General features: G+C 36.3%; 20 protein-coding genes and 1 riboswitch. Of the genes, 4 read left to right on the top strand and 16 right to left on the bottom strand.

All coding sequences use genetic code 11. The features are described from left to right. Positions 1 to 149 precede the first annotated feature (149 nt). The 6 genes from A6754_RS10265 to A6754_RS10240 form a co-directional block, all read right to left on the bottom strand. Complete coding sequence (locus tag A6754_RS10265; RefSeq protein ID WP_066444726.1) at positions 150 to 1190, bottom strand: ribonucleotide-diphosphate reductase subunit beta; 1041 nt, start codon at positions 1188 to 1190, stop codon at positions 150 to 152. A 19-nt stretch (positions 1191 to 1209) separates the two neighbouring features. After that, the gene (locus A6754_RS10260) at positions 1210 to 3429 is read right to left on the bottom strand and encodes a ribonucleoside-diphosphate reductase subunit alpha (RefSeq protein ID WP_066444723.1); all 2220 of its coding nucleotides are present in this window, start codon (positions 3427 to 3429) and stop codon (positions 1210 to 1212) included. A gap of 703 nt (positions 3430 to 4132) precedes the next feature. Then, a complete protein-coding gene (copZ, locus tag A6754_RS10255) occupies positions 4133 to 4339 on the bottom strand; it encodes a copper chaperone CopZ (protein ID WP_066444719.1) in 207 nt (68 codons plus the stop codon). A 9-nt stretch (positions 4340 to 4348) separates the two neighbouring features. Then, positions 4349 to 4675: a metal-sensitive transcriptional regulator gene (locus tag A6754_RS10250; protein ID WP_066444717.1), complete on the bottom strand. Its 327-nt coding sequence runs from the start codon at positions 4673 to 4675 to the stop codon at positions 4349 to 4351. A 181-nt stretch (positions 4676 to 4856) separates the two neighbouring features. Further along, positions 4857 to 5036, bottom strand: coding sequence for an H-type small acid-soluble spore protein (locus A6754_RS10245; RefSeq protein WP_066444715.1), 180 nt, complete (start codon positions 5034 to 5036; stop codon positions 4857 to 4859). A gap of 65 nt (positions 5037 to 5101) precedes the next feature. Beyond that, the gene (locus tag A6754_RS10240) at positions 5102 to 5935 is read right to left on the bottom strand and encodes a hypothetical protein (protein WP_066444712.1); all 834 of its coding nucleotides are present in this window, start codon (positions 5933 to 5935) and stop codon (positions 5102 to 5104) included. A gap of 173 nt (positions 5936 to 6108) precedes the next feature. Here A6754_RS10240 and A6754_RS10235 point away from each other — a divergent pair, with 173 nt between their 5' ends. Beyond that, positions 6109 to 7170 carry a DUF3900 domain-containing protein gene (locus A6754_RS10235; protein ID WP_066444707.1) on the top strand — a complete coding sequence of 354 codons (1062 nt, stop codon included), beginning with the start codon at positions 6109 to 6111 and terminating at the stop codon, positions 7168 to 7170. 125 nt (positions 7171 to 7295) lie between these two features. Here the strand turns inward: A6754_RS10235 and A6754_RS10230 are convergent, their stop codons facing one another. Further along, entirely contained in the window at positions 7296 to 7508 is a 213-nt protein-coding gene (locus A6754_RS10230; RefSeq protein ID WP_066444704.1) for a cold-shock protein, read from the bottom strand. A gap of 265 nt (positions 7509 to 7773) precedes the next feature. Between A6754_RS10230 and A6754_RS10225 the strand changes: the two genes are divergently transcribed. Then, positions 7774 to 8061, top strand: a complete 288-nt coding sequence (locus tag A6754_RS10225) for a DUF6509 family protein (protein WP_066444701.1) — start codon at positions 7774 to 7776, stop codon at positions 8059 to 8061. A 52-nt stretch (positions 8062 to 8113) separates the two neighbouring features. Here A6754_RS10225 and A6754_RS10220 read toward each other — a convergent pair whose 3' ends face one another. After that, positions 8114 to 8521: a cytosolic protein gene (locus A6754_RS10220; RefSeq protein ID WP_066444699.1), complete on the bottom strand. Its 408-nt coding sequence runs from the start codon at positions 8519 to 8521 to the stop codon at positions 8114 to 8116. A gap of 194 nt (positions 8522 to 8715) precedes the next feature. Here A6754_RS10220 and A6754_RS10215 point away from each other — a divergent pair, with 194 nt between their 5' ends. Then, a complete protein-coding gene (locus A6754_RS10215) occupies positions 8716 to 9540 on the top strand; it encodes a GNAT family N-acetyltransferase (RefSeq protein ID WP_066444696.1) in 825 nt (274 codons plus the stop codon). A 47-nt stretch (positions 9541 to 9587) separates the two neighbouring features. Here A6754_RS10215 and A6754_RS10210 read toward each other — a convergent pair whose 3' ends face one another. The 6 genes from A6754_RS10210 to ku form a co-directional block, all read right to left on the bottom strand. Next, a complete protein-coding gene (locus tag A6754_RS10210) occupies positions 9588 to 9788 on the bottom strand; it encodes a cold-shock protein (protein WP_066444694.1) in 201 nt (66 codons plus the stop codon). Between the two features lie 77 nt (positions 9789 to 9865). After that, complete coding sequence (gene cshA, locus A6754_RS10205; protein WP_066444692.1) at positions 9866 to 11326, bottom strand: degradosome RNA helicase CshA; 1461 nt, start codon at positions 11324 to 11326, stop codon at positions 9866 to 9868. A 612-nt stretch (positions 11327 to 11938) separates the two neighbouring features. Next, positions 11939 to 12139, bottom strand: a complete 201-nt coding sequence (locus A6754_RS10200) for a cold-shock protein (protein WP_066444687.1) — start codon at positions 12137 to 12139, stop codon at positions 11939 to 11941. 282 nt (positions 12140 to 12421) lie between these two features. Then, positions 12422 to 13282: a bifunctional 5,10-methylenetetrahydrofolate dehydrogenase/5,10-methenyltetrahydrofolate cyclohydrolase gene (locus tag A6754_RS10195; protein WP_066444685.1), complete on the bottom strand. Its 861-nt coding sequence runs from the start codon at positions 13280 to 13282 to the stop codon at positions 12422 to 12424. Between the two features lie 42 nt (positions 13283 to 13324). Beyond that, positions 13325 to 13407, bottom strand: a riboswitch (ZMP/ZTP riboswitch). A gap of 862 nt (positions 13408 to 14269) precedes the next feature. Beyond that, positions 14270 to 14881, bottom strand: a complete 612-nt coding sequence (locus tag A6754_RS10190) for a phosphatase PAP2 family protein (protein ID WP_240056543.1) — start codon at positions 14879 to 14881, stop codon at positions 14270 to 14272. 305 nt (positions 14882 to 15186) lie between these two features. Continuing rightward, positions 15187 to 16023, bottom strand: a complete 837-nt coding sequence (ku, locus tag A6754_RS10185) for a non-homologous end joining protein Ku (RefSeq protein WP_066444679.1) — start codon at positions 16021 to 16023, stop codon at positions 15187 to 15189. 148 nt (positions 16024 to 16171) lie between these two features. Here ku and A6754_RS10180 point away from each other — a divergent pair, with 148 nt between their 5' ends. After that, the gene (locus tag A6754_RS10180; protein ID WP_066444677.1) at positions 16172 to 18025 is read left to right on the top strand and encodes a DNA ligase D; all 1854 of its coding nucleotides are present in this window, start codon (positions 16172 to 16174) and stop codon (positions 18023 to 18025) included. Between the two features lie 22 nt (positions 18026 to 18047). Here the strand turns inward: A6754_RS10180 and dapF are convergent, their stop codons facing one another. Both dapF and A6754_RS10170 read right to left on the bottom strand, forming a co-directional pair. Continuing rightward, a complete protein-coding gene (gene dapF / locus A6754_RS10175; RefSeq protein ID WP_066444675.1) occupies positions 18048 to 19019 on the bottom strand; it encodes a diaminopimelate epimerase in 972 nt (323 codons plus the stop codon). Positions 19020 to 19108: 89 nt separating this feature from the next. Next, positions 19109 to 20350 (bottom strand): EAL and HDOD domain-containing protein, encoded by a 1242-nt coding sequence (locus tag A6754_RS10170; RefSeq protein WP_066444673.1) that lies wholly within the window; start codon positions 20348 to 20350, stop codon positions 19109 to 19111. Positions 20351 to 20428 lie beyond the last annotated feature (78 nt).

The raw sequence follows: 20428 nt of genomic DNA, 5'->3' as shown, positions 1-20428 counted from the left end.
TAATAATTATAAATTAGATTATGAAGGAATACAATCAAAACGTTCAAAAAATCGTAAAATATTTCTTTGAAATATTATTGACAAATACAATTATACCGAGAAAATAAAAAAAGGATTAGCGACGTTTCAAGTCACTAATCCTTTTCTCATTAAAGCTCATCAAATCCGTTATCGACTTGATTCACTTTCGTATATTGACGTGATTTTTGCTCGAAAAAGTCTGATTTGCCTTGGTCAACTTCTTCATATGCTACAATCCAGCGCAGTGGATTTGTTCTAAAACCTTCAAACGGTCGTTCAAAACCGAGCTGGTTGCTGCGCACATTTGCGTAAAATTTAATATACGCTTCAAGATCACTTAGCAGAACACCTTCTAATTTATTACCAATAACAGTACGTGCCCATTCAATTTCAAGCTCTGCCGCTTCTTTAAATGTTTCTTTCACAAACATTTTTAGTTCTGGTGTATCCAATTCAGGATTTTCAGCTATTATTTCTTTAAAGATCTTCACAAATAAATCCACGTGAATTTGTTCATCACGATTTATATAGTTAATCATCGTGGATGTGGAAACCATTTTTTGATTTCTTGCAAGATAGTAGAAGAAAGCAAAGCCGGAATAGAAGAACAAACCTTCTAATACCACATCGTAAACAATAGACTTTAATAGATTTTCAGCAGTTGGGTCCTTTGCAAAATCTTTATAGCCGTTTGTAACAAATTCATTTCTTTTTATTAATGTTTCTTCTGTACGCCAGTATTCAAAAACTTCGTCCTGCTTTTGTTTTGAAACAATACTTGATAGTACATATGAATATGAATGATTGTGAATGACTTCTTGCTGTGCAAGAATGATCATCAAGGCTGAAAGGCTGGAATCTGTCAGATAATCTGCAACCTTGCCGGCATAATCCGTCTGGATACTATCAAGCAGAGCTAATAACCCGATAATTTTCAAGAAGGAATCTTGTTCATCTTTTGATAATGCAGGAAACTGCTTAATGTCTTGAGACATATTAATTTCAAATGGCGTCCAAAAGTTAGCCAGCATTTTTTTGTATTTAGGATATGCCCAAGAATAACGGACATCATCCCAGTTTAATATATTTGAAGTTGAGCCATTGATAATAGCCGTAGACCGGTTTGGGGCGGTCTCATCCATAATTTTTCTTTTATTGATCGTTACCATTCGTATTTCCCCTTTCAAATCAGCTGGAGCATGATTCACAATCTTCAATTTCAGAAGATGTTGATCGAATATAATAGCTAGTTTTTAACTTTTCTTTCCAAGCTGTTGTATGAAGATCAAGAAGGTCTTTTGCTTTGATTGTATTTGGTACATATAAGTTAAAAGAGATTGCCTGATCAATATGTTTTTGACGCTGCGCATTCTGCAGAATACTCCATTTTTGATCCAATAAGTAAGCAGATTTATAATACCATGTTGTCTCACTGTTAAGGTCTGGAGCAGTTACAGGGATACGATAATCCTTTTTCTCTTCAGAATATTGCTTATTGAAAATAGGATCGATGCTTGGTGTGCTTCCTGCGATCAATGCTGTTGAAGCATTAGGAGCTACTGCTAATAAATAAGCATTTCTCATTCCATTTTTTTGCACAGACTCCATTAACCCTTGCCAATCCAGATTGCTGTCTGACTGCAGATATCCGCGTTTTTCAAAATATGCTCCAGTATCCCAATCTGAGCCTTCAAATGCAGGATATGATTCTTTTTCAGCAGCAAGTTCCATAGAGCTTTGAATCGTTAAATAAGCGATTTTTTCATATAGCTCGTCTGCAAATTGAACTGCTCTTTCGCTTTCCCAAGCAATTTTACTGATCGCAAGCAAATGATGCCAGCCAAATGTCCCTAAGCCAATTGCACGGTACTTTTGGTTTGTTAACTGCCCTTGTATAACAGGAATCGTATTAATATCGATAACATTATCAAGCATTCTAACCTGGACCTTAATAAGTCTTTCCAAAGCAGAATCGCTGACAGCACGTGCTAGGTTAATGGAAGAAAGATTACATACAACAAAGTCTCCTGGCGTTTTTTCGATCACGATTTTGCCGTCCTTTGTATATTCCTCTATTCTTTTTGTAACACTTTGGTTTTGAACTATCTCTGTACAAAGATTTGTGCAATAGATCATTCCCTTATGTCCATTTGCATTTTTACGATTCACTTCATCACGATAGAACATAAACGGAGTGCCTGTTTCAAGCTGGCTTCTAAGAACGGATTTCATAATTTCGATAGCTGGAATGGTTTCACGGCTAAGCTGCTCATTATCAATACACTCTTGATACTTTTCTCTGAAAGAGCCCTCACCATCTTTTTCATCAAAATAATCCTCCAGCGAGAACCCCATTACTCTTCTGACTTCATGAGGATCAAATAAATGCCAGTCTCCTCTATTCTCAACAGCCTCCATGAATAAATCAGGGATACAGATGCCAGTGAAAAGGTCATGTGTACGCAAACGCTCGTCCCCATTGTTTAATTTAGCATCTAAGAAAGAGAAAATATCCTTATGCCATACATCTAAATAAACACTGATTGCTCCTTGTCTCTGACCAAGCTGATCTACACTTACCGCTGTATTGTTTAACTGCTTCATCCATGGCAAAACGCCGGAAGATGCCCCTTTAAAGCCTTTAATATCACTGCCTCTGCTGCGGATTTTGCCTAAGTAGACACCAATTCCTCCGCCATTTTTAGATAATGCAGCAATATCCGTATTGCTGTCGTAAATAGAATCTAAGCTATCGTCAACTGTTTCAATAAAGCAGCTTGAAAGCTGCCCCCATTTTTTCCCGGCGTTTGACATAGTCGGTGTTGCTACAGTCATATATAAATTACTTAGTGCCCAGTAAGCTTCTTTTACTAGTTCAACTCTTTGAGAGCGAGCTTCATTTTGCATCAAAATCATACTGATCACCATGAATCTCTCCTGAGGCAATTCATAGATATTCTTTTGACGGTCTTTCGCTAAATATCGATCAGCGAGCATCTTAATCCCTAAATAAGTAAATAACTGATCTTTTTCAGGGTTAATAAAACGCCCTAGCTCATCAATTTCAGCTCTATCATATTTCTCTATTAGTTTACCTTCATATATATCTAATGAGACGAGTTTATGTAATAGATCATAAAAGCTGCCATATTTGTGATCTGCCTGATATCCTCGATTCTCACCTGCATGACGATATAATTGCTGTAAATATAAATGAGCTGCAACATATGTCCAATTAGGTTCATCCATTGAAATAAAGGATAAGCACTCTAGTATTAGCTGATCATAAAAAGAATTTTCATTTAGGCTGTCTAATTGCGCAGCTTTCTTTTCTAAATTTTGCATTTGCAGTTCAGGAAACATTTCCTGCAGTTCCTGAAAGTTAACAACTTTTGTTAAACTCGTCATTGATAATTCCTCCTTCAACATGAAAGAATCAGCGGAATGCTGTTCTTTTGGAAACACATTATGCACCTGATGCACATTATGTAAATGTCCTTTTTCAGGTGTCTTTAAACAGTCGAGAATACGCTCTATCCCACAGATTTGAGCCAAGCAAAACGAAAATTAAAGGTTTCATGCTGTATGCTGCTTCAATTTAACCAGAATCAAAAAAGTTTTTGATGTTTCCAGGAAACATCGATCATCTTTTTGACCGTTGCTGATTATCATTTTCACAAAAAAAAACACTTCCCGAAGAAAGAAACTTTTGCTCGCGCAAGCAGTTTCTCTGGCTTGTGCATTTTTTTAACTAGTTGCCCCTCACGTCATATTGCCATTTGCAACTATTTATATCAGTGGTTCACTATTTTGATTGCTGCTTAAGATGATAGGCGCAATCATCAGCGTTCTAGCGAATTCCCTCTTAAGTCCGGATGGTCTTGTGTAATTATCTATATATAGTTAACACTATCAAGAGCAACACTAGATATTGTATGTAATTCTATCATATGCAAAAATATAATTCAATTTTTTTATTTTGCTAGAACACTCTGTTTTTACCCTTTCTTCCCGAAAAACACTTGTTCCAGCACGATTTCCCAATAAAAAAATATTTTTATCAGATTAAAAAAATAATAGAACGTGCTATAAATACACGTTCTACGATTCTCTATACAACATCATATCCTTGTTCATCAATTGCTGCTTTGATCTTATCTAGTGTAACAGATGCAGGATTATATTCAACCTCAACCTTGCCGCTTTCAAGATGAACTTTCACCTTGCTTACTCCAGATAATTCGCCGACACTGTCCTCTATTGCTTTTACACAATGGCCGCAGGACATGCCGCTGGCTTGTAAAGTTATGTACTCCATATGTGCCCCTCATTTCTTCATCAATTTTTGAACGGTTGTAAGAAATTCATCTAATACCTTGTCATCACCTTCATGAATACGCTCAACTATACAGCTCTTCAAGTGACCTTCCAGCAGCAGTTTTGCCACGCTATTTAAAGCAGATTGAGTAGCAGATATTTGTGTAATGACATCATCACAATATGTATCTTTTTCAATGAGACCTTTTATGCCCCTAATTTGACCTTCAATTCGATTTAACCTGGTAGTCAGGTTTTTCTTGACCTCATCTGAATGATGGCTTTTACGAACATTTTGATGATCGCAAGCTGTATGATCTGCAGCATCCATATTCATGGGCTAGCCCCCTTTTTTAAGGGTATTATACTCTGGCAACGTATTTAAAGGCAACAACATTGATACTTTGTTAACTTCCCCTTGCTTCAATTATTTTAACACTACATACTTAAGGATGCATTCGACCTTTGGCTGTTTTACACTTGTACAAAGATAAAGAGCCGCCTATATAGGCAACTCTTTACATCTCTCTAAGATCTGAAATAGCTACTTCTGTTCGCTCTTCTAAAGGGCCGCGCAAATGCACTGTTGCCATTTTATTTTCTTCATTGATGCCATCGATCCAAACAGATGCACCATTATATTGAACCTCAATATCTGCACTTGATGATAAAATTTGTTTCACACGGTTTATTTCCACCAGGACACCCCTTTTCCCTTGTATGTGATCAGAGTTATTTTAAACAGTTCTGCAAGTTTTATACGCTACTTTAGAATCCTGGAAAATAAATAATCATCTAACTTTTTTATCATTAATAAGACGATTATTAAACAGATGCCAAACAGTACTGGATGCCAGTATTGGTTTATATGCAATATTCCGGCCCTCTCTAAGATAACATTAATTGAAAAATCACCTACCAGCAGGATGGAACAAGCTGAGAAAGAAAAAAAGTATAGAACAATAGCTGCTAAAAGCAAGCTATAAACCATCCAGTATGCAGTATTAAATGCAATACTATCTCTTGATAATTCAGAAAACCAGCCAATAGTATAATGGTGAGTTCTCCAGAACGCTTGAATAATAATCGTCAGCCCTTGCATACATGTGGTAATTGCCATATAGATTGTCAAAAACCTAGTAAACGGAATTTGCAGCTTAAGCAAGTTTCTCCACATTTTCAAAACGTAAATAGAAATGAATAAAATGATAATCGTATACCAAGATTTCCACCAGTAATGCTCATAGATGTTGATCCAGGTAAAAACCTCCTCTATCAAAAAAACACCAAATAATAAGAGCACAACAATTCTTAGCTTCATTTTGAAAGTAATCATTACCATTAACAGACTTGGAATAAATAGTGCCTGTGACATACTCGATCCAACTGTGTTATCATACCAATGGTCCCGAAATACTTTTGGGTGATATGCATATGCATCAAATAATATTAGTACAAAGAAATCCAAAAAAAAAGCAAGTCCCATGGTGAAAATATATAAAGCAATGTACAATCGTAAATCTGTTTTTTTGTATGTGAACCTAATCATTATACAGCCGATGATTCCTAAAATTGCATACCATAACATGTTTTGCATTTAATCACATCCAGCAGGAATCTTTCATTCACGTTATTTTTTCCTATCAACACCATAATATGCAACAGCTGATTGATTGACGTATTCCAATTATTCTCCTATACTTTTGTAGTGCTGAATCGGACAATAGTCCAAGTATGCTACGATAACATTTAAAAAAGGTGAGCATATAAATGGATTTTGAAATTAAGTTCTTATCATTTTATGTAATTAATATACACGGTGAAGGCGAAAACGTAAGTAAGTCGAATAAACATTACCAGACATTAGATCAGGCTGCTTACGAAGAAAGTCCGCTAAAGGATTTTCTTGATGGAGAACTCACTAAGATTAATAAAAGAAAAGTAGAAAGACATCCTAAATCAGAAAATGCACCAACTAAAATTGGCCGCTTTATTACGGAAGAAGGACATGATCTCACCTCTAATCCAAACTATAATGTATTTGCAAAGGTTAGAAACGCTGCTACTAAAGAAGAGTTTCAAGATGCCAACGAAGCAATTGTAGGAGCTTATGCGGATACAGCTGCAATTCGGGGCGGTGTGCTGCTCATTATTTCAGCAAAACTTCGAAAGTACTTTGATGAACCTTTTCTATTTATTATGAAGTGTGATTTCGAGCCAAAAGTAGCGTCTATCTCTGATGAAGCAACCCTAATCAGAAATGTCGAAATGGCCATTACAACAAAGAATATGAAATCAATACAATATCCTTACATGCCCGAAGAAGGAATAATTGAGCCGAATGAAGTTAAGATTCACCAGGCATCACATGCCCGCTATTTTGAAGACTTTTTAAAGTATGTGGAGTACGGAGAATCAATGCCGGAAATTATTAAGTCTCAAGTAATGACAATGGTTCAATCACATATAGAGGAATCATTTGAAGGCGAAAGCGAAGAAAGAGAACAATTCGAAACTGCAATGGATGTTTGGGCAACTAGCCCTAAAAGAGAACTGCAGGAACGATTTAGTACAGAACAAGTAGTAGAGGCCACAGCACAAATTACAGAGCTAACACCCGAAGCTGAGCTGAAAATGAAGTTAGATCATATTTCAATAAAGGGACTGTTAAGCGATTACGGTGAGCAGATTCATTTGGCCAAAATCAATCAAAAATATGTGCTGCTGATAGAAGCTGATATGATTCAATTTGAACAAGGCTACTCTCCTATAGAGCTGCTCCGCCCCGACGAACTTGATACCGTCCTAGACAAAATGAAAAAGAAATATTAACAGGAATAACTTCGGTAAAGACTGCAAACACTATAAAGGAACAAACTGTTTAAGTGCTCGGTGATACACAGCAAAATGCAAAAAGCTGGCAATATGTATGCCAGCTTTCAAAATCAAGAAATGGTTTATTTAGTTGAAAAAATACTGCTGTTGTTTACAACTTGCAATTCTTTTATGTTTTCCTTCATTTCATTGTTACAGATAGGGCAAAGAGGCTTCTCGCTGCTTTTAAAATTGTCTCGCACCCAGCAATTACATGTTTCGGATGTACATTCCCAAATCTTAACCTCTTCCGTTTTTACTTCTTCCATGTTTCTTCTTCCAAATCCCTTTGCCATAAACAGGCACCTCCTAGAAAGAGTAAAACCCTATGAGAAAATAAAAATCACACGTTAATATAAAGAACGTTTGTTATAGGTTCTTTATAACAAGTGTGGTCAAAGCACAAAAATATTCAAATATTTATCTTTTTTATTATAACACCTTTTGTCTTAGTCGTCAAAGCCGGAAGTTTTGAGCAAAATAGACCAAAGATTTTCATTGTTATACTAAAAAAGTGTATAATGGCTAAGTTGACTGTTAGAAGGAAAGGATGAACATAACATGAATATCAATAGTTATACTGTTGAACAAATAAAAGATCCTACTGGAATACTCTCAGGTTTAAGATATGAGTTTTTCTTAAGTTTAGAAGTTGATGAAGAGGATGAATTATATTCAGAAGCTGGTATTAGCTTACGCGTCTTATATTTTAAAGATGAACAGGATTCCCGAATTTTAAATTACCATTTCCAAACAGGAACTGGTGAAATTCTTGATTTCGCTTTAGAGGAAGATGAAGAATCTGAGATCCTGCAATTCTGCAATGAGCACGCTGCTTCCGCAGAATAAGAACAAAGCAAAAAGCTGAACCATGATTGTGGTTCAGCTTTCTCTTTTCGCTCTAAACTTCTATTGTTTTGCCTTCTTCAATAATATGGTACATTAAATGAGCTAAATGATGGATTGGAGTATAGATTTCCTCATCTTCCTCCTCATCCTCTTCCAGTTCTTCATTAAATTCCAGATCATTCAAATGCAGGGCCGCAAATTGGTAAAAATCTTTTAATTCAAAAGCATAACAAGCATCTGGCTCCTCTTCTTCCCCTTCATAATGAAGGACCATATAGGATTCCTTGCCATTCTCATCTACACCATCAAAATATACAAAGAAACCAATATTAGTATCTAATTCAAAAAGGTGCCTTGTACCGCCCTCTGTGGCTCTTTGAAAATCTTCTTCATTTAATTTTAATACATTCATTGCATCGACACGGTCTTCTTTATGAAACTTAACAGAAAATGCTTTCATTTTGTTCGCCACGCTTTCTCAATTGATCATAGCATAAATAGTTTGATTTTAGTATTATAAACCATTTTATCATTCATCAAACATAATCTTTGTATACAAACCTCATTCATTTACAGTAAGATTAATACAAATCGTACGTTCATTTTTAATAATCAGTTTTTTCTTATTACTATTTCATCTGGGGGAATCATGAAATGCTAACTTCAAAGGAACTTGAGCAAATTCAGATGCTGCAAATTCTTTGTGAGAACCATGACAATATTCAATTGAAGCTAAATTGGGATATGCTAAAGAACAGAAATGATGAATTGAAAACTGACTTTTTTTATTATCACAATCAAATGTTAGCAGGTTTTGCTGCAATATATGGATTTGGCAGTGAGGCAGAGATTTGCGGGATGGTTCATCCAGATTATAGAAGAAGGGGCATCTTTTCAGCCTTGCTCGCTGAAGCTAAACCTATATTAAAGACATATCAAAGTATATTAATTAATGCTCCATCAAACTCAGCCGCAGCAAAATCATTCCTAAATGCGAAAGAGTATAAATATTCTTTTTCAGAGCACCAGATGAAATGGATACCAAAAGAATTAGCTTTAGAGAAAGATCATGTTATACTGCGTCATGCAATTCAATCTGATTTAGAGAAAATGAGTTTGATTGACCATCTCTGCTTCGGTATTACAATAGAGAACGCTATTGTTACAAATAGAAAAGCACTTAGTAATAATGATCAAACAAATTATGTCATTGCCTTCGAGCAAGAAGATGTTGGAAAAATTCGCATCCAAAATGATGGGACAGGGTTCTGGATATATGCGTTTGCCATTCATCCCTCATTTCAGGGCAAAGGGATTGGCAGAGCTGCATTAACCTCATGTTTAAAATCACTAACTAAAAAAGGTGGCGAATCCATCCATTTAGATGTAGTCGCCACCAATTATAATGCTCTTAAGCTATATCATTCCTGCGGCTTCAAAGAATATGGCTCACAGGACTATTATTCATATTCAATTTAATATAATGACCAAAAATAAAAAGCCGAAAACGGCTTTTTATTTTTTGCTTAGTTTTTTGTTACATTTACAGCTTGAGGGCCACGCTGGCCATCTTCTATATCAAATTGAACTTCTTGGCCTTCTTCAAGTGTTTTAAAGCCTTCCGTTTGAATTGCAGAGTAATGTACAAATACATCCTCTCCACCCTCTACTTCGATAAAGCCAAAACCTTTTTCAGAATTAAACCATTTTACTTTTCCTGTTGCCATTTTTGTTTCCTCCTAATATCTTTAAATCAGAGCAGAAAATAACTGCCTATAATCATTATGCCTAATTTATCTGGATTTTATAATTCATTATTGCGATTTCTATTTCTTCTGCGGTCTCTATCTCTTCCACTTTCTCTGCGATCACGGCCGCGGTCTCTGTTTCCACGCGGTCTATCGGTATAGCGTTTACGATCACGCGTACCGCTTTTTGGCTTTTTAGAGCGCAGTGGTTCTACTGCAGTCAATTTAACCGGAGTAACGTCAGGATCTTTTGTAAGAAGCTTTAAAGCTGCAGCTAGCATTGTTACAGAGTCTGTATCTTCAAGCAAAGATTCTGCAATACGCTTGTAGTCGCCATGTTCATTTTTTTCTACAACATTCATTAATTTATTAATAGTTGCCTGCTGATTGCCTGCCAATACGTCTTTGAAAGATGGAACTGGCTGTTTCGCCATTTTGCTCTTTGTTACATTTTCAATGATCTTTAAATGATCGATTTCTCTAGGTGTTACAAATGTAACAGCCAATCCTTTTTTACCTGCACGTCCCGTTCTTCCAATTCTGTGAACATATGATTCAGGATCTTGAGGAATGTCAAAGTTGTAAACGTGAGAAACACCAGAAATATCAAGTCCGCGTGCAGCAACGTCAGTCGCAACCATGATATCAATTGTCTGTTCTTTAAAACGGCGGATTACTTGATCACGTTTTGCTTGCGGAATATCACCGTGAATTCCTTCAGCTGAGTAGCCACGCTTAATTAATCCTTCAACCACTTCATCAACACGTTTTTTTGTGCGTCCAAAAACAATAGCAAGTTCTGGTGACTGAATATCCAGCAAGCTGCAGAGTACATCAAATTTTTGTTTCTCATGTACCTCCATATAGCTTTGCTCAATATTTTTAACTGTCATTTCTTTTGCCTTAACTTTTACGATTTGTGGTTCAACCATAAACTTTTCAGCAAGAGCTTGAATTCTCTTTGGCATAGTTGCTGAGAACAATAGTGTTTGACGCTCACCTTTGATCTCGCTTAAAATTCTTTCAATATCTTCAATAAAGCCCATATTCAGCATTTCATCTGCTTCATCAAGAACAACCGTTTTAATATTAGCAAGCCTGATTGTTTTTCTTTCGATATGGTCAATTAATCGACCAGGTGTTGCAGCAATAATTTGCGGTCTATTTTTCAAAGCGCGAATTTGACGGTTTATATCTTGCCCGCCATAGACTGGAAGTGTACGAATGCCCTTTACCTGACCAATTCGGTTTAATTCCTCGGCAACCTGAACAGCAAGCTCACGAGTAGGCGCAAGAACAAGACCCTGTATTCCTTCATCTGCTTGAATTTTTTCCAGTAGCGGCACACCAAAAGCAGTCGTTTTACCAGTACCTGTTTGTGCCTGGCCAATCATGTCCTGACCAGTAATGGCGATTGGAATAGCCTGTGCCTGAATAGGTGTTGGCTCCTCGAAACCCATATTAGATAGAGCTTTTACTAGCTCTGTGCTTAAACCAAAATCTGAAAAAGTTGTCAAAATGTATTTCCTCCTTAATTCTTTCCATGCTAATTTTATCAATAATGCTAGTTTTCCCAGCTTTTAATTGTTTTTATCATTATTTTGAATTTAATTTTTATGATTTCTTCTTAGGTCTTTACCTCATTCAAAAAAAAAGAAAACTTTTAATTGATAGTCTTGAATAAATGAGGCAATATTCAAAAACACATAACGTATTTATTTCCTGGTGATCTTACTAGTGCTAATTCAGATCTCTTTCAGTTAGAAACATATAAATATATTTAATTGTTGATGATTATGAAAAACATAATAAACATAATGTCACTTCTATTGACAGGATTTATAAAACCGTTTTCCTGCCACAGCTAATAGTGGATGGAATTCCTTTTGAAGAAATAAAAGAAGTCGGCTTGTGTGGAGTCAGAAAGGGACAAAATATTATGTCAAAGATCTTATAAAGAAAACTTGCCGATTGGCGAGCCTCCGAAGGCGATGCCAGAGGCTAACACTTTTACTTAACCTAAATATCATCAGCTGTAGTGATATTCTCTCAGCTGATCATTTTATGTTCTTAAAGTGCAATAAAAAGGCGATGCATGGCTTTCATGCATCACCTCATGTTAGCAATAATTATGCTTTTGTAACGTTAGCAGCTTGAGGTCCACGGTTACCTTCAACGATTTCGAAAGTTACGTCTTGACCTTCTTCTAAAGTTTTGAAACCTTCAGATTGGATAGCTGAAAAGTGAACGAATACGTCTTGACCTTCAGAAGTTTCGATGAAACCAAAACCTTTTTCTGCGTTAAACCATTTTACTTTACCTGTGTTCATGATAATACCTCCAAAAATGTGTTCACTATAAGTCTTGATTATATAAGCTTAAACATAAAAAGATCGCAACCACTCGAAATGAGGAGTAAAATCGCCTACATTTCAATGCAGTTACGACCACTTATCCATAAAATATATATAACGAACATTACAGCGTTAGCTTTATAATAAGTGATTTAATCCGATATGTCAAATTAATTGTTAGTTCGGGTACTGCATAATTACTGGAAAATTATCCTAAAATGATATTGAATCACCTTTAACTTAAGTTTCGAAATAACATTATAAAGTTGAAGTCTTTTTCGACATACCCTTTTCTGCTGCAATTACTGTATGTTTAAGGAGCATCGAAATGGTGACAGGCCCGACACCGCCAGGAACCGGAGTAATAGCTGATGCTTTTTCAGCACAGCTTTCATAATCTGCATCTCCAATATTTCCTTTATTATAACCAGCATCCAATACCACTGCGCCCTCTTTAATCCATGCACCCTGAATAAAATTAGGTTTCCCTACGGCTGCGACAACAATATCTGCTTGTTTAACAAACTGTTCAAGATTTGTTGTGTAAGAATGACAAGTGGTTACTGTTGCATTTCTATTTAGCAGTAGTGCAGAAACAGGCTTTCCAAGGATGGGACTTCTTCCAACTACGACTGCATGCTTCCCTGAAGCATCAATATTATAGAAATCCATTATTTCTAATATTGCGGCAGGAGTACAGGAAGGATAGACACCAAATCCAAATGCTGTTTGCCCATATCCAAGGCTTGTTACTCCATCAACGTCCTTCTCAATAGCAATCGTCTCAAATGCTTTTCGTTCATCAATTTGCTCTGGAACAGGGTGCTGTAGAAGAATGCCATGAACATTTTCATCTTCATTCAGTCCGGTGATCGTTTCAAGCAGTTCTTCTGTAGTTGTTTCTTTTGGAAGATGGATTCGTTTAGAAATAATTCCTAACTTTTCACATGCATTGCCCTTCATTCTTACATAGGTTTCTGAAGAAGGGTCATCCCCAACAAGGATCGTAGCTAAGCACGGTGTAATTCCCGCTTGTGCTAAAAGGGTAATTCTTTCTTTTAAACTTTCCTTTACACTTGCAGCAACTGCATTTCCATCTAAAATCATTTTCTTCTCCATGTATATCCCTCCAATTAATAAGAAAAGAGACAAGGAAATCCCTCTCTCTGCCCAGACGACCGGCTATACATAGACGCAGCTCCCCAGCGGTTCATTCCGCATTGTCGTCAGTTACTGCGATTTTTAAACATATCCAATTTTTCAATATCATTTTAACACAAAAGACATATAATTCAATATTTTTCATCTCTATCGTTCGGAAAATAGCTCTGGATACATATTATGTTAAAAAAATCATTGGACTCCGCTTATGTTAGAAGGAAGCTGTGCTTCTTGACAGTAATCCAGTGTCCTACCGATTTTTATTTAAAGCAGCTGTTTCTGCAATAGTATTTTAAGATGACAAAGAAACCCAAACGTTTAAACAGATAATAGAAATGATATCTGCTAAACGTTCGGGTTTGTTATCAGCTGACATGCTAATCCGTCAGCATATTTAATATTTGAGAACCGCGATCCTTTTACCTAAAACAATGAAAGCCCTTCCTCTCTTCCATCCTTACAGCTCCTTGGCTGTTCCAGTGGGAATCAGGATTTCAAGGTATCTTGATAAAAGCAACTCTATATTCGTGAATTATAAAATGATCAGCCTGAGGTCGGCCGTTTTAGATTTGGAGAAAGTATACGGTTATGAAAGAAGATGATATAAGAAGAAATCCAACATATAGTTGTCCACAAAATTATTTCTTAATTGACATACCAATTACTCGCTCAGTTATTAAGAGCCGCTTTTCTTATTATTGTCTCTGCCAGAATGAAATGGCGTCTTTATTGCTCAAATACTACAATTGGAATTATACTGGATATCACTGTTGGTGTCAAGGGAATTTACTTTATAACAATTTTTTGAACATTATGAAGTTATTGTTTTGTTTTTCAGTTGCTCTATAAGGATTAGTACAGTCCATGAAAAGTAAGAGGTTTCCAGGTCAAATCTGCACAATTCCCCTTACCTCAAATGGAAAAACTTTTTGAAGCGATTCAGAATTATTCACTCCGTGTTCTCATACGTCTCCTATTTCTCCGGAAATGGTAGAGCTTTAAAAACAGAGCAAAAGCGATGAGCCAAACAGCTCCTGCAGAAAAACCAGCAAGAACATCGCTTGGATAATGAACACCTAAGTATATTCTAGATAGTCCAATTCCAATAATCATCAATCCCATTATAAAGCAGCCTAGCAGGGCATATACTTTCCTGCTCGCTAATAAGAAGATTAGATACGCAACCGTTCCATAGAAGATAAATGAACCCATTGAATGACCGCTCGGAAAAGAAAAACCCGCTTCTGTAATTAAGGGCTGTATGTCCGGCCTTTCTCGCTGAAAGATCCATTTCAGCAGCAGATTGAATAAACCGCCAAATAAATTAACAGCAGCTGCTAAGATTGCCAGGTCCACTTTTTTCAGAAGCAGTAAAATGATTACAGTAACAATGGTACCAATTGTGATCCAAAGAACTGAACCAAAGAAAGTAAAAAAAATGATGATTTCTGTAAGGGTTGGATGAAGAAATCCCTGTACATATGAAATCACAAGCATTTCATAGGATAATAATTCACTCTCATCCAAAGCATCTACCAGTTGAAAAAATATGAACAAAAAAATAGAAATGCTCCCAATAATGAAAGACCAGTATACGATTTGCCGTTGTGTAAAGTTTTTAAATTTCATCTCAATATATACTTCTCCATATCGTTTTTATTCTAATACCCAATGTGCTGTGGAAAAAACCATTCTCTCAATCGTCAATTTATTCTTATCATTGTATCTTATCATTTAGTCTATATCCAAATTTACATCATTTAAAAATGCTCTTTCATTAAAAAGACCCGGACGACTACGCAGAGAAAAAATTCCTGCTAATCTGCCGGGTTATTTATTTTTGAAATTTTCTAGCCCTTTTCTTACGCTTCTTTTTTCACCTTTGTACTCACACGCTTCTTCTTAGCAGTTGCTGTTTTTGTTTTGGGTTTTGTCTTATCAATAGAAGCCTGCAATGCAGCCATTAGATCCGTAACATTCGTTGCCGGTGTCTTTTCAGCTGCTATTACAACTTCTTTGCCAGTTTGTTTTGATTCAATCAATTCAAGCAGTGCTGTACGGTAATCATCTTTATACTTTTCAGGTTCAAAAGAGGTAGTTAACTGATCAATAAGCATGATGGCTGTTTCTAATTCCTTGCCTGTCACCTTGTCCTCAACCGGAACATTCGGTACATCCTGAGGTTTTCTTACTTCATCCGGAAAGTGAATGGTTTCCATGACGATTGTATTTTCATACACACGGACAACTGCAAGCTGTTCCTTAGAACGGATTATTATTTTCGCAATACCGACCTTTTCGGAGTTCAAAAGAGCTTTGCGAAGAAGGCCGTATGCCTTCCCTCCCCCATCTCCTGGCGACATATAATATGTGCGGTCAAAATAGATAGGATCGATCTCCTGAATTTTCACAAAGTCAATAATTTCAACTGCTTTATCTTCATTTTCTTTACGAAGCTTTTCTAATTCCTCTGCTTCTAATACAACAAATTTGCCTTTTGTATATTCATATGCCTTAACAAGGTCTTCATTTTGGACCTCCACTTCACAAACAGGACATACCTTTTCATATTTTATTGGTGAATGACATTCCTTATGAAGTGTCCGTAATTTTATATCTTTATCTTCCGTTGCTGTATGCAGCTTAATCGGTATATTAACCAGGCCGAAGCTAATGCTTCCCTTCCACATCGTATGCATGTTAGGTCCTCCTTCAGTGTTCTACAGCAGATACTTTTATCGTTAAGTTACGCTATAGCAGCTGAATTCACACTATAGAAATTAAGGAAATTATGATTTGAAATGCAGGGCATACTATAGAACACCAATATGCAGAGGGAGGTAGCTTATGAAACCAATGCTCCCAACATTAACCTTTGAAGCCGTCAAAGGAGATGATTGGCATCATGAAGTAAAATATGACGGTTTTCGGGCAATTCTTGAGTGGAATAAGGACGGAATTTTCATCAAAAGCAGAAATGAAAAACCACTTGGAGATCTTTTTCCGGAAATCATGCAGTTTTTACTGGACAATAAGAAGACCTTTTTGCCTTATGTACCTTTTATATTAGATGGAGAGCTTGTGTCTTTGGAGGATTCGTTCAAAGCAAATTTTTCAGCAATTCAAATTAGGGGCCGCATGAGAGCTAAAGATAAAATACTAGAGAAAGCACATAACCGCCCTTGCCGACTTCTTGTATTCGATCTCCTATTATTGAAAGGTGTATCACAGGTTAACAAATCCTATCTTGAAAGGAAAACCATCCTAACTGACTTTTTCTCTATGTGTAATCTTCCTTTAAAACCAAATGAACGAAGCAAAGAACTCATCCAATTAATCCCTGGAACAAATGATTTCCCGGCACTATGGCAGCAGGTCGTTCTTTCAGATGGAGAGGGCATTGTAAGTAAACGGAATTCGTATAGCTATGACGCTGGTAAAAGGTCCGCAGGGTGGCTAAAGTTTAAAAATTGGAAGTATGTAAACTGTTTTATCATAAAGTATGAAAAATCAAACGGTTATTTTTATGCAGGTGTCTTTGATCAGCATGATCATATTATTGGAATCGGCCAGTTTCTATTTGGACTTAAGCCTGATGAAAAAAACGCATTAATGCAAATCATAAAAAATAATAAAACGGATGAAGATCAAAATTTCATTTATGTTGAGCCTGCTATATGCACAGAAATCAAATACTTGGAAATGTATGATGAACAAATGCGCGAGCCTCATTTTCACCGTTTTCGATTTGATCTTCAGCCTGAAAAATGTACATATCAGGATTTTGCACAGCAGCGAAAAAATCTTCCAGCTGAAATAAATATAACCCATCCAGAAAAGCCATTATGGACAAAACCCGATATTAAAAAAATGGATTACATCCATTTCTTGCAAGAAGTATCACCTTATTTGCTGCCCTTTTTACAGGATCGAATTTTAACCGTTATTCGTTATCCTCATGGCATGCTTGGAGAACCTTTTTATCAAAAAAATGTGCCAGATTATGCCCCGAGCTTTATCGAAACAAAGCAGCATGAAGACATTGAGTATATTGTGTGCAACAATCTGCAGAGTCTTCTATGGCTTGGAAATCAGCTTGCTTTTGAATTTCATATTCCTTTTCAAACGATCCATTCAAAAGGACCGAGTGAGATTGTCTTTGACCTGGATCCTCCTTCAGCAGAAGGATTTCATTTAGCGATAAAAGCAGCCCTGCTAATTAAAGAGGTTTTAGATGGCTTGTCCTTAACAGGTTATATTAAAACTTCCGGCAGTAAAGGACTGCAAGTATACATCCCACTGCCAGAAAATCAATTTACGTATGATGATACAAGGCTATTTACAACGTTTATTGCTCACTATTTAATTACAAAAGATCCAGATTCCTTCACAATTGAGCGGCTGAAAAAAAATCGGGGTAATCGTCTGTATGTGGATTATATTCAGCATGCTGAAGGAAAAACCATTATTGCTCCCTATTCTCCGCGAGGAAAAGAACAGGCAAGTGTAGCTGCTCCATTGTATTGGGAAGAAGTGGACCAAACGCTGCAAATTGGAAACTATACGATCATCAACATGATTGAAAGGTTAAAAAATACAGGCGATCCCTTTCATTCGTATTTTGATTCAAAAGTAACTCAGCCTTTTTCTCCTGTTCTGTCCTTTTTAAAACAAGAGGAAAAAAAGATCCCAAAAGTGTAAGATGCTTTTGGGATCCTATTACCTACAAATATTCTGCTAAAAAAGAGGAAGCTTGCATTTCCAGCTCTTTATATTGAGCTATTTCTTCTTGGTATCCCTCTTTATTTTTAATATTGAATTCATTGGCATTCAAGTCAGCACTTACTTGGCAGCTAAAAACGTATGATGCATTACCAATCAAATCAATATGATCTTTATGTACAACACATCTTACTTTACCGCCATTATTATATACTTCTATGATTTCTTCCTTGTTGTTCAATTCCAGTAAGCATGTAACAAGGCTTGAAGCCGACATTGCCGTTCCGCATGCATTTGTAAATCCAACACCGCGCTCAAACGTACGAACATAAATATGTCCTTTTCTAAGAGGCAATACAAAACTGACATTTACACCGTCCGGAAACAAATCATTCGGACCGTTTACATACTCGCTCATACCTTTTTGAATATCAGATTGAAGCTGCTCCTTTTCTACAACCGCAATTATATGCGGATTAGGCACTGCTAAAGCAGTAAATTTTAAGTCTTCAGACAAGGATGGCAGGGGACGCTGTATTAATTCCTGTTCTTCAATATGCAGTGGCAAGTCTTTAACATTAAAAGAGATCGGAGAAATTTCAACTAAATACGTAGGAACGCCATCGTACAAATCATTCTGGACACTTACCTGCAAATCTGCTTTCATTGTTTCAATCACGGCTTCTTTTAAAGAAAGCTTTTCACATACATAGCGCGCAACACAGCGAAGACCATTGCCGCACATTGAAGCTTCGGATCCGTCCGAGTTAAACACACGCATACGTGCATCAGCTCGTTCGCTTGCTTGAACAAATAGAATTCCATCGGCTCCTCCAAGCTCATATTCCCGATTGCAAAGCAAAATAGTTAAGCTGCTTCGCTGCTGATCTGTTAAATCATATGGATGTGTTATTTCATCTATTATAAAAAAGTCATTTCCTGATCCGTGACACTTAATTACGTTAAATTCCATTAAATAATCCTCCTTAATAAGCAATTATAAAAAGATTGCCATAAAAGTTCACTTTCATCAAATGAAAAACAAAGCACCTTCTCATTATTTTAATGGCCAGCGGTTTCATTTACCGCTAAAAGTGACTCGGTCCATTCAATTGCATCTGTATAAATCTTAAATAAATTAGGGCTCGTTATATTTAAACCAGCTGAAATTTGCTCAATCTTTTCCCAATTAGCACTTTCCACCGCTGTCGCGAGATCAAGGACAATTTTTAAATGATTTTCTTTCCCATTAAGTGCATCACAAATAACTTCATCTAATGGAAGATCTCTCAAGATTACTGCCATGGGACTATGAACAAGAGATTCCATCAACGAAAACATGCCTGTAATAAAGTAGCTTGAAGATGAAAACGCCGCACCGGTTATTGCACATATACCTTCACACATTTTTGCACGAATAAGTGACAGCTGAATGATTTCATCACAATTTCCAGCTTGTTTAAAGGACGCTTCTCGCACCAGCATAATATAAATCCATTTTTCAAGCTCATTTAATCCGAGCAGCATAATAGCCTGCCTTATTGAACTTATTCGATTTTTCGGGCGATAAGCCGGTGAATTTATTAATTTTAACAGTTTATATGAAAGAGATATATCTCTTTCAAACAATTCAGCAACTTTATCGATATCCGGATTTCCATTAGAGATATTATTTATAATTTCATAGTATGTATGAAGAGATGCAGGCACATCATATGTTGAAATCGTCACAGGCTTTGAGAAAAAATAACCTTGAAAATAATCATAGCCTCTCCTTTTTGCATCTTCAAAGGCTTCTCTTGTTTCTACTTTTTCAGCAAGCAAAGAAATATTTAATTTTTTTGCTACAAATTCACTTTTTAGCCTATTTTCTTCCGGCGTATTTAATAAATCAATTTTTATAATATCTACGATTCTTAATAAATGGAAGCTATATTTATTATTTTCATCAAGAATAAAATCGTCCAACGCGATTCGATAGCCTAATTGCTTTAATTCAAGGCAAATATCAATCAATTCCTGTGTTGGTTTCACTGATTCCAGTATTTCAACAACCAGTTCATTATGGTCAAAAAAAACAGGAAGCCTCTGTTCAAGCAGCTTTTCTGTAAAATTCACAAAACATGGCTTCCCTGCAGACAACTTATCTATTCCGATATTCAAAAATCCGTTTACAATAACATCAGCTGTTGCTTGGTCACCATCAACTTCAGCGTTCAGCTGATTTCCTCTATATAAAAGCTCGTATGCAAATATTTCCTCATTTTTCGTTAATATCGGCTGTCTTGCAACAAATACCTCCATGATGCTCCCCCTTAACCAGAACAGATATATATACCTAGGATAATAGTACTGTATAAGCATAAAGATTTTTGTCGAAAT

It is taken from the genome of Cytobacillus gottheilii (assembly GCF_001636345.1).
In the GTDB taxonomy this organism is placed as follows: Bacteria; Bacillota; Bacilli; order Bacillales; family Cytobacillaceae; genus Cytobacillus; species Cytobacillus gottheilii.
The sequence above is the reverse complement of the archived record's forward strand: the minus strand, read 5'-3'. Positions and strand labels throughout refer to the sequence as shown.

Excerpts from the sequence above, each read along its gene's own strand:
- A6754_RS10265 (WP_066444726.1), bottom strand. The coding sequence starts at position 1,190 with ATGGTAACGATCAATAAAAGAAAAATTATGGATGAGACCGCCCCAAAC.
- A6754_RS10260 (WP_066444723.1), bottom strand. The coding sequence starts at position 3,429 with ATGACGAGTTTAACAAAAGTTGTTAACTTTCAGGAACTGCAGGAAATG.
- copZ (WP_066444719.1), bottom strand. The coding sequence starts at position 4,339 with ATGGAGTACATAACTTTACAAGCCAGCGGCATGTCCTGCGGCCATTGT.
- A6754_RS10250 (WP_066444717.1), bottom strand. The coding sequence starts at position 4,675 with ATGAATATGGATGCTGCAGATCATACAGCTTGCGATCATCAAAATGTT.
- A6754_RS10240 (WP_066444712.1), bottom strand. The coding sequence starts at position 5,935 with ATGCAAAACATGTTATGGTATGCAATTTTAGGAATCATCGGCTGTATA.
- A6754_RS10235 (WP_066444707.1), top strand. The coding sequence starts at position 6,109 with ATGGATTTTGAAATTAAGTTCTTATCATTTTATGTAATTAATATACAC.
- A6754_RS10230 (WP_066444704.1), bottom strand. The coding sequence starts at position 7,508 with ATGGCAAAGGGATTTGGAAGAAGAAACATGGAAGAAGTAAAAACGGAA.
- A6754_RS10225 (WP_066444701.1), top strand. The coding sequence starts at position 7,774 with ATGAATATCAATAGTTATACTGTTGAACAAATAAAAGATCCTACTGGA.
- A6754_RS10220 (WP_066444699.1), bottom strand. The coding sequence starts at position 8,521 with ATGAAAGCATTTTCTGTTAAGTTTCATAAAGAAGACCGTGTCGATGCA.
- A6754_RS10215 (WP_066444696.1), top strand. The coding sequence starts at position 8,716 with ATGCTAACTTCAAAGGAACTTGAGCAAATTCAGATGCTGCAAATTCTT.
- A6754_RS10210 (WP_066444694.1), bottom strand. The coding sequence starts at position 9,788 with ATGGCAACAGGAAAAGTAAAATGGTTTAATTCTGAAAAAGGTTTTGGC.
- A6754_RS10200 (WP_066444687.1), bottom strand. The coding sequence starts at position 12,139 with ATGAACACAGGTAAAGTAAAATGGTTTAACGCAGAAAAAGGTTTTGGT.
- A6754_RS10195 (WP_066444685.1), bottom strand. The coding sequence starts at position 13,282 with ATGGAGAAGAAAATGATTTTAGATGGAAATGCAGTTGCTGCAAGTGTA.
- ku (WP_066444679.1), bottom strand. The coding sequence starts at position 16,023 with ATGCATACGATGTGGAAGGGAAGCATTAGCTTCGGCCTGGTTAATATA.
- A6754_RS10180 (WP_066444677.1), top strand. The coding sequence starts at position 16,172 with ATGAAACCAATGCTCCCAACATTAACCTTTGAAGCCGTCAAAGGAGAT.
- dapF (WP_066444675.1), bottom strand. The coding sequence starts at position 19,019 with ATGGAATTTAACGTAATTAAGTGTCACGGATCAGGAAATGACTTTTTT.
- A6754_RS10170 (WP_066444673.1), bottom strand. The coding sequence starts at position 20,350 with ATGGAGGTATTTGTTGCAAGACAGCCGATATTAACGAAAAATGAGGAA.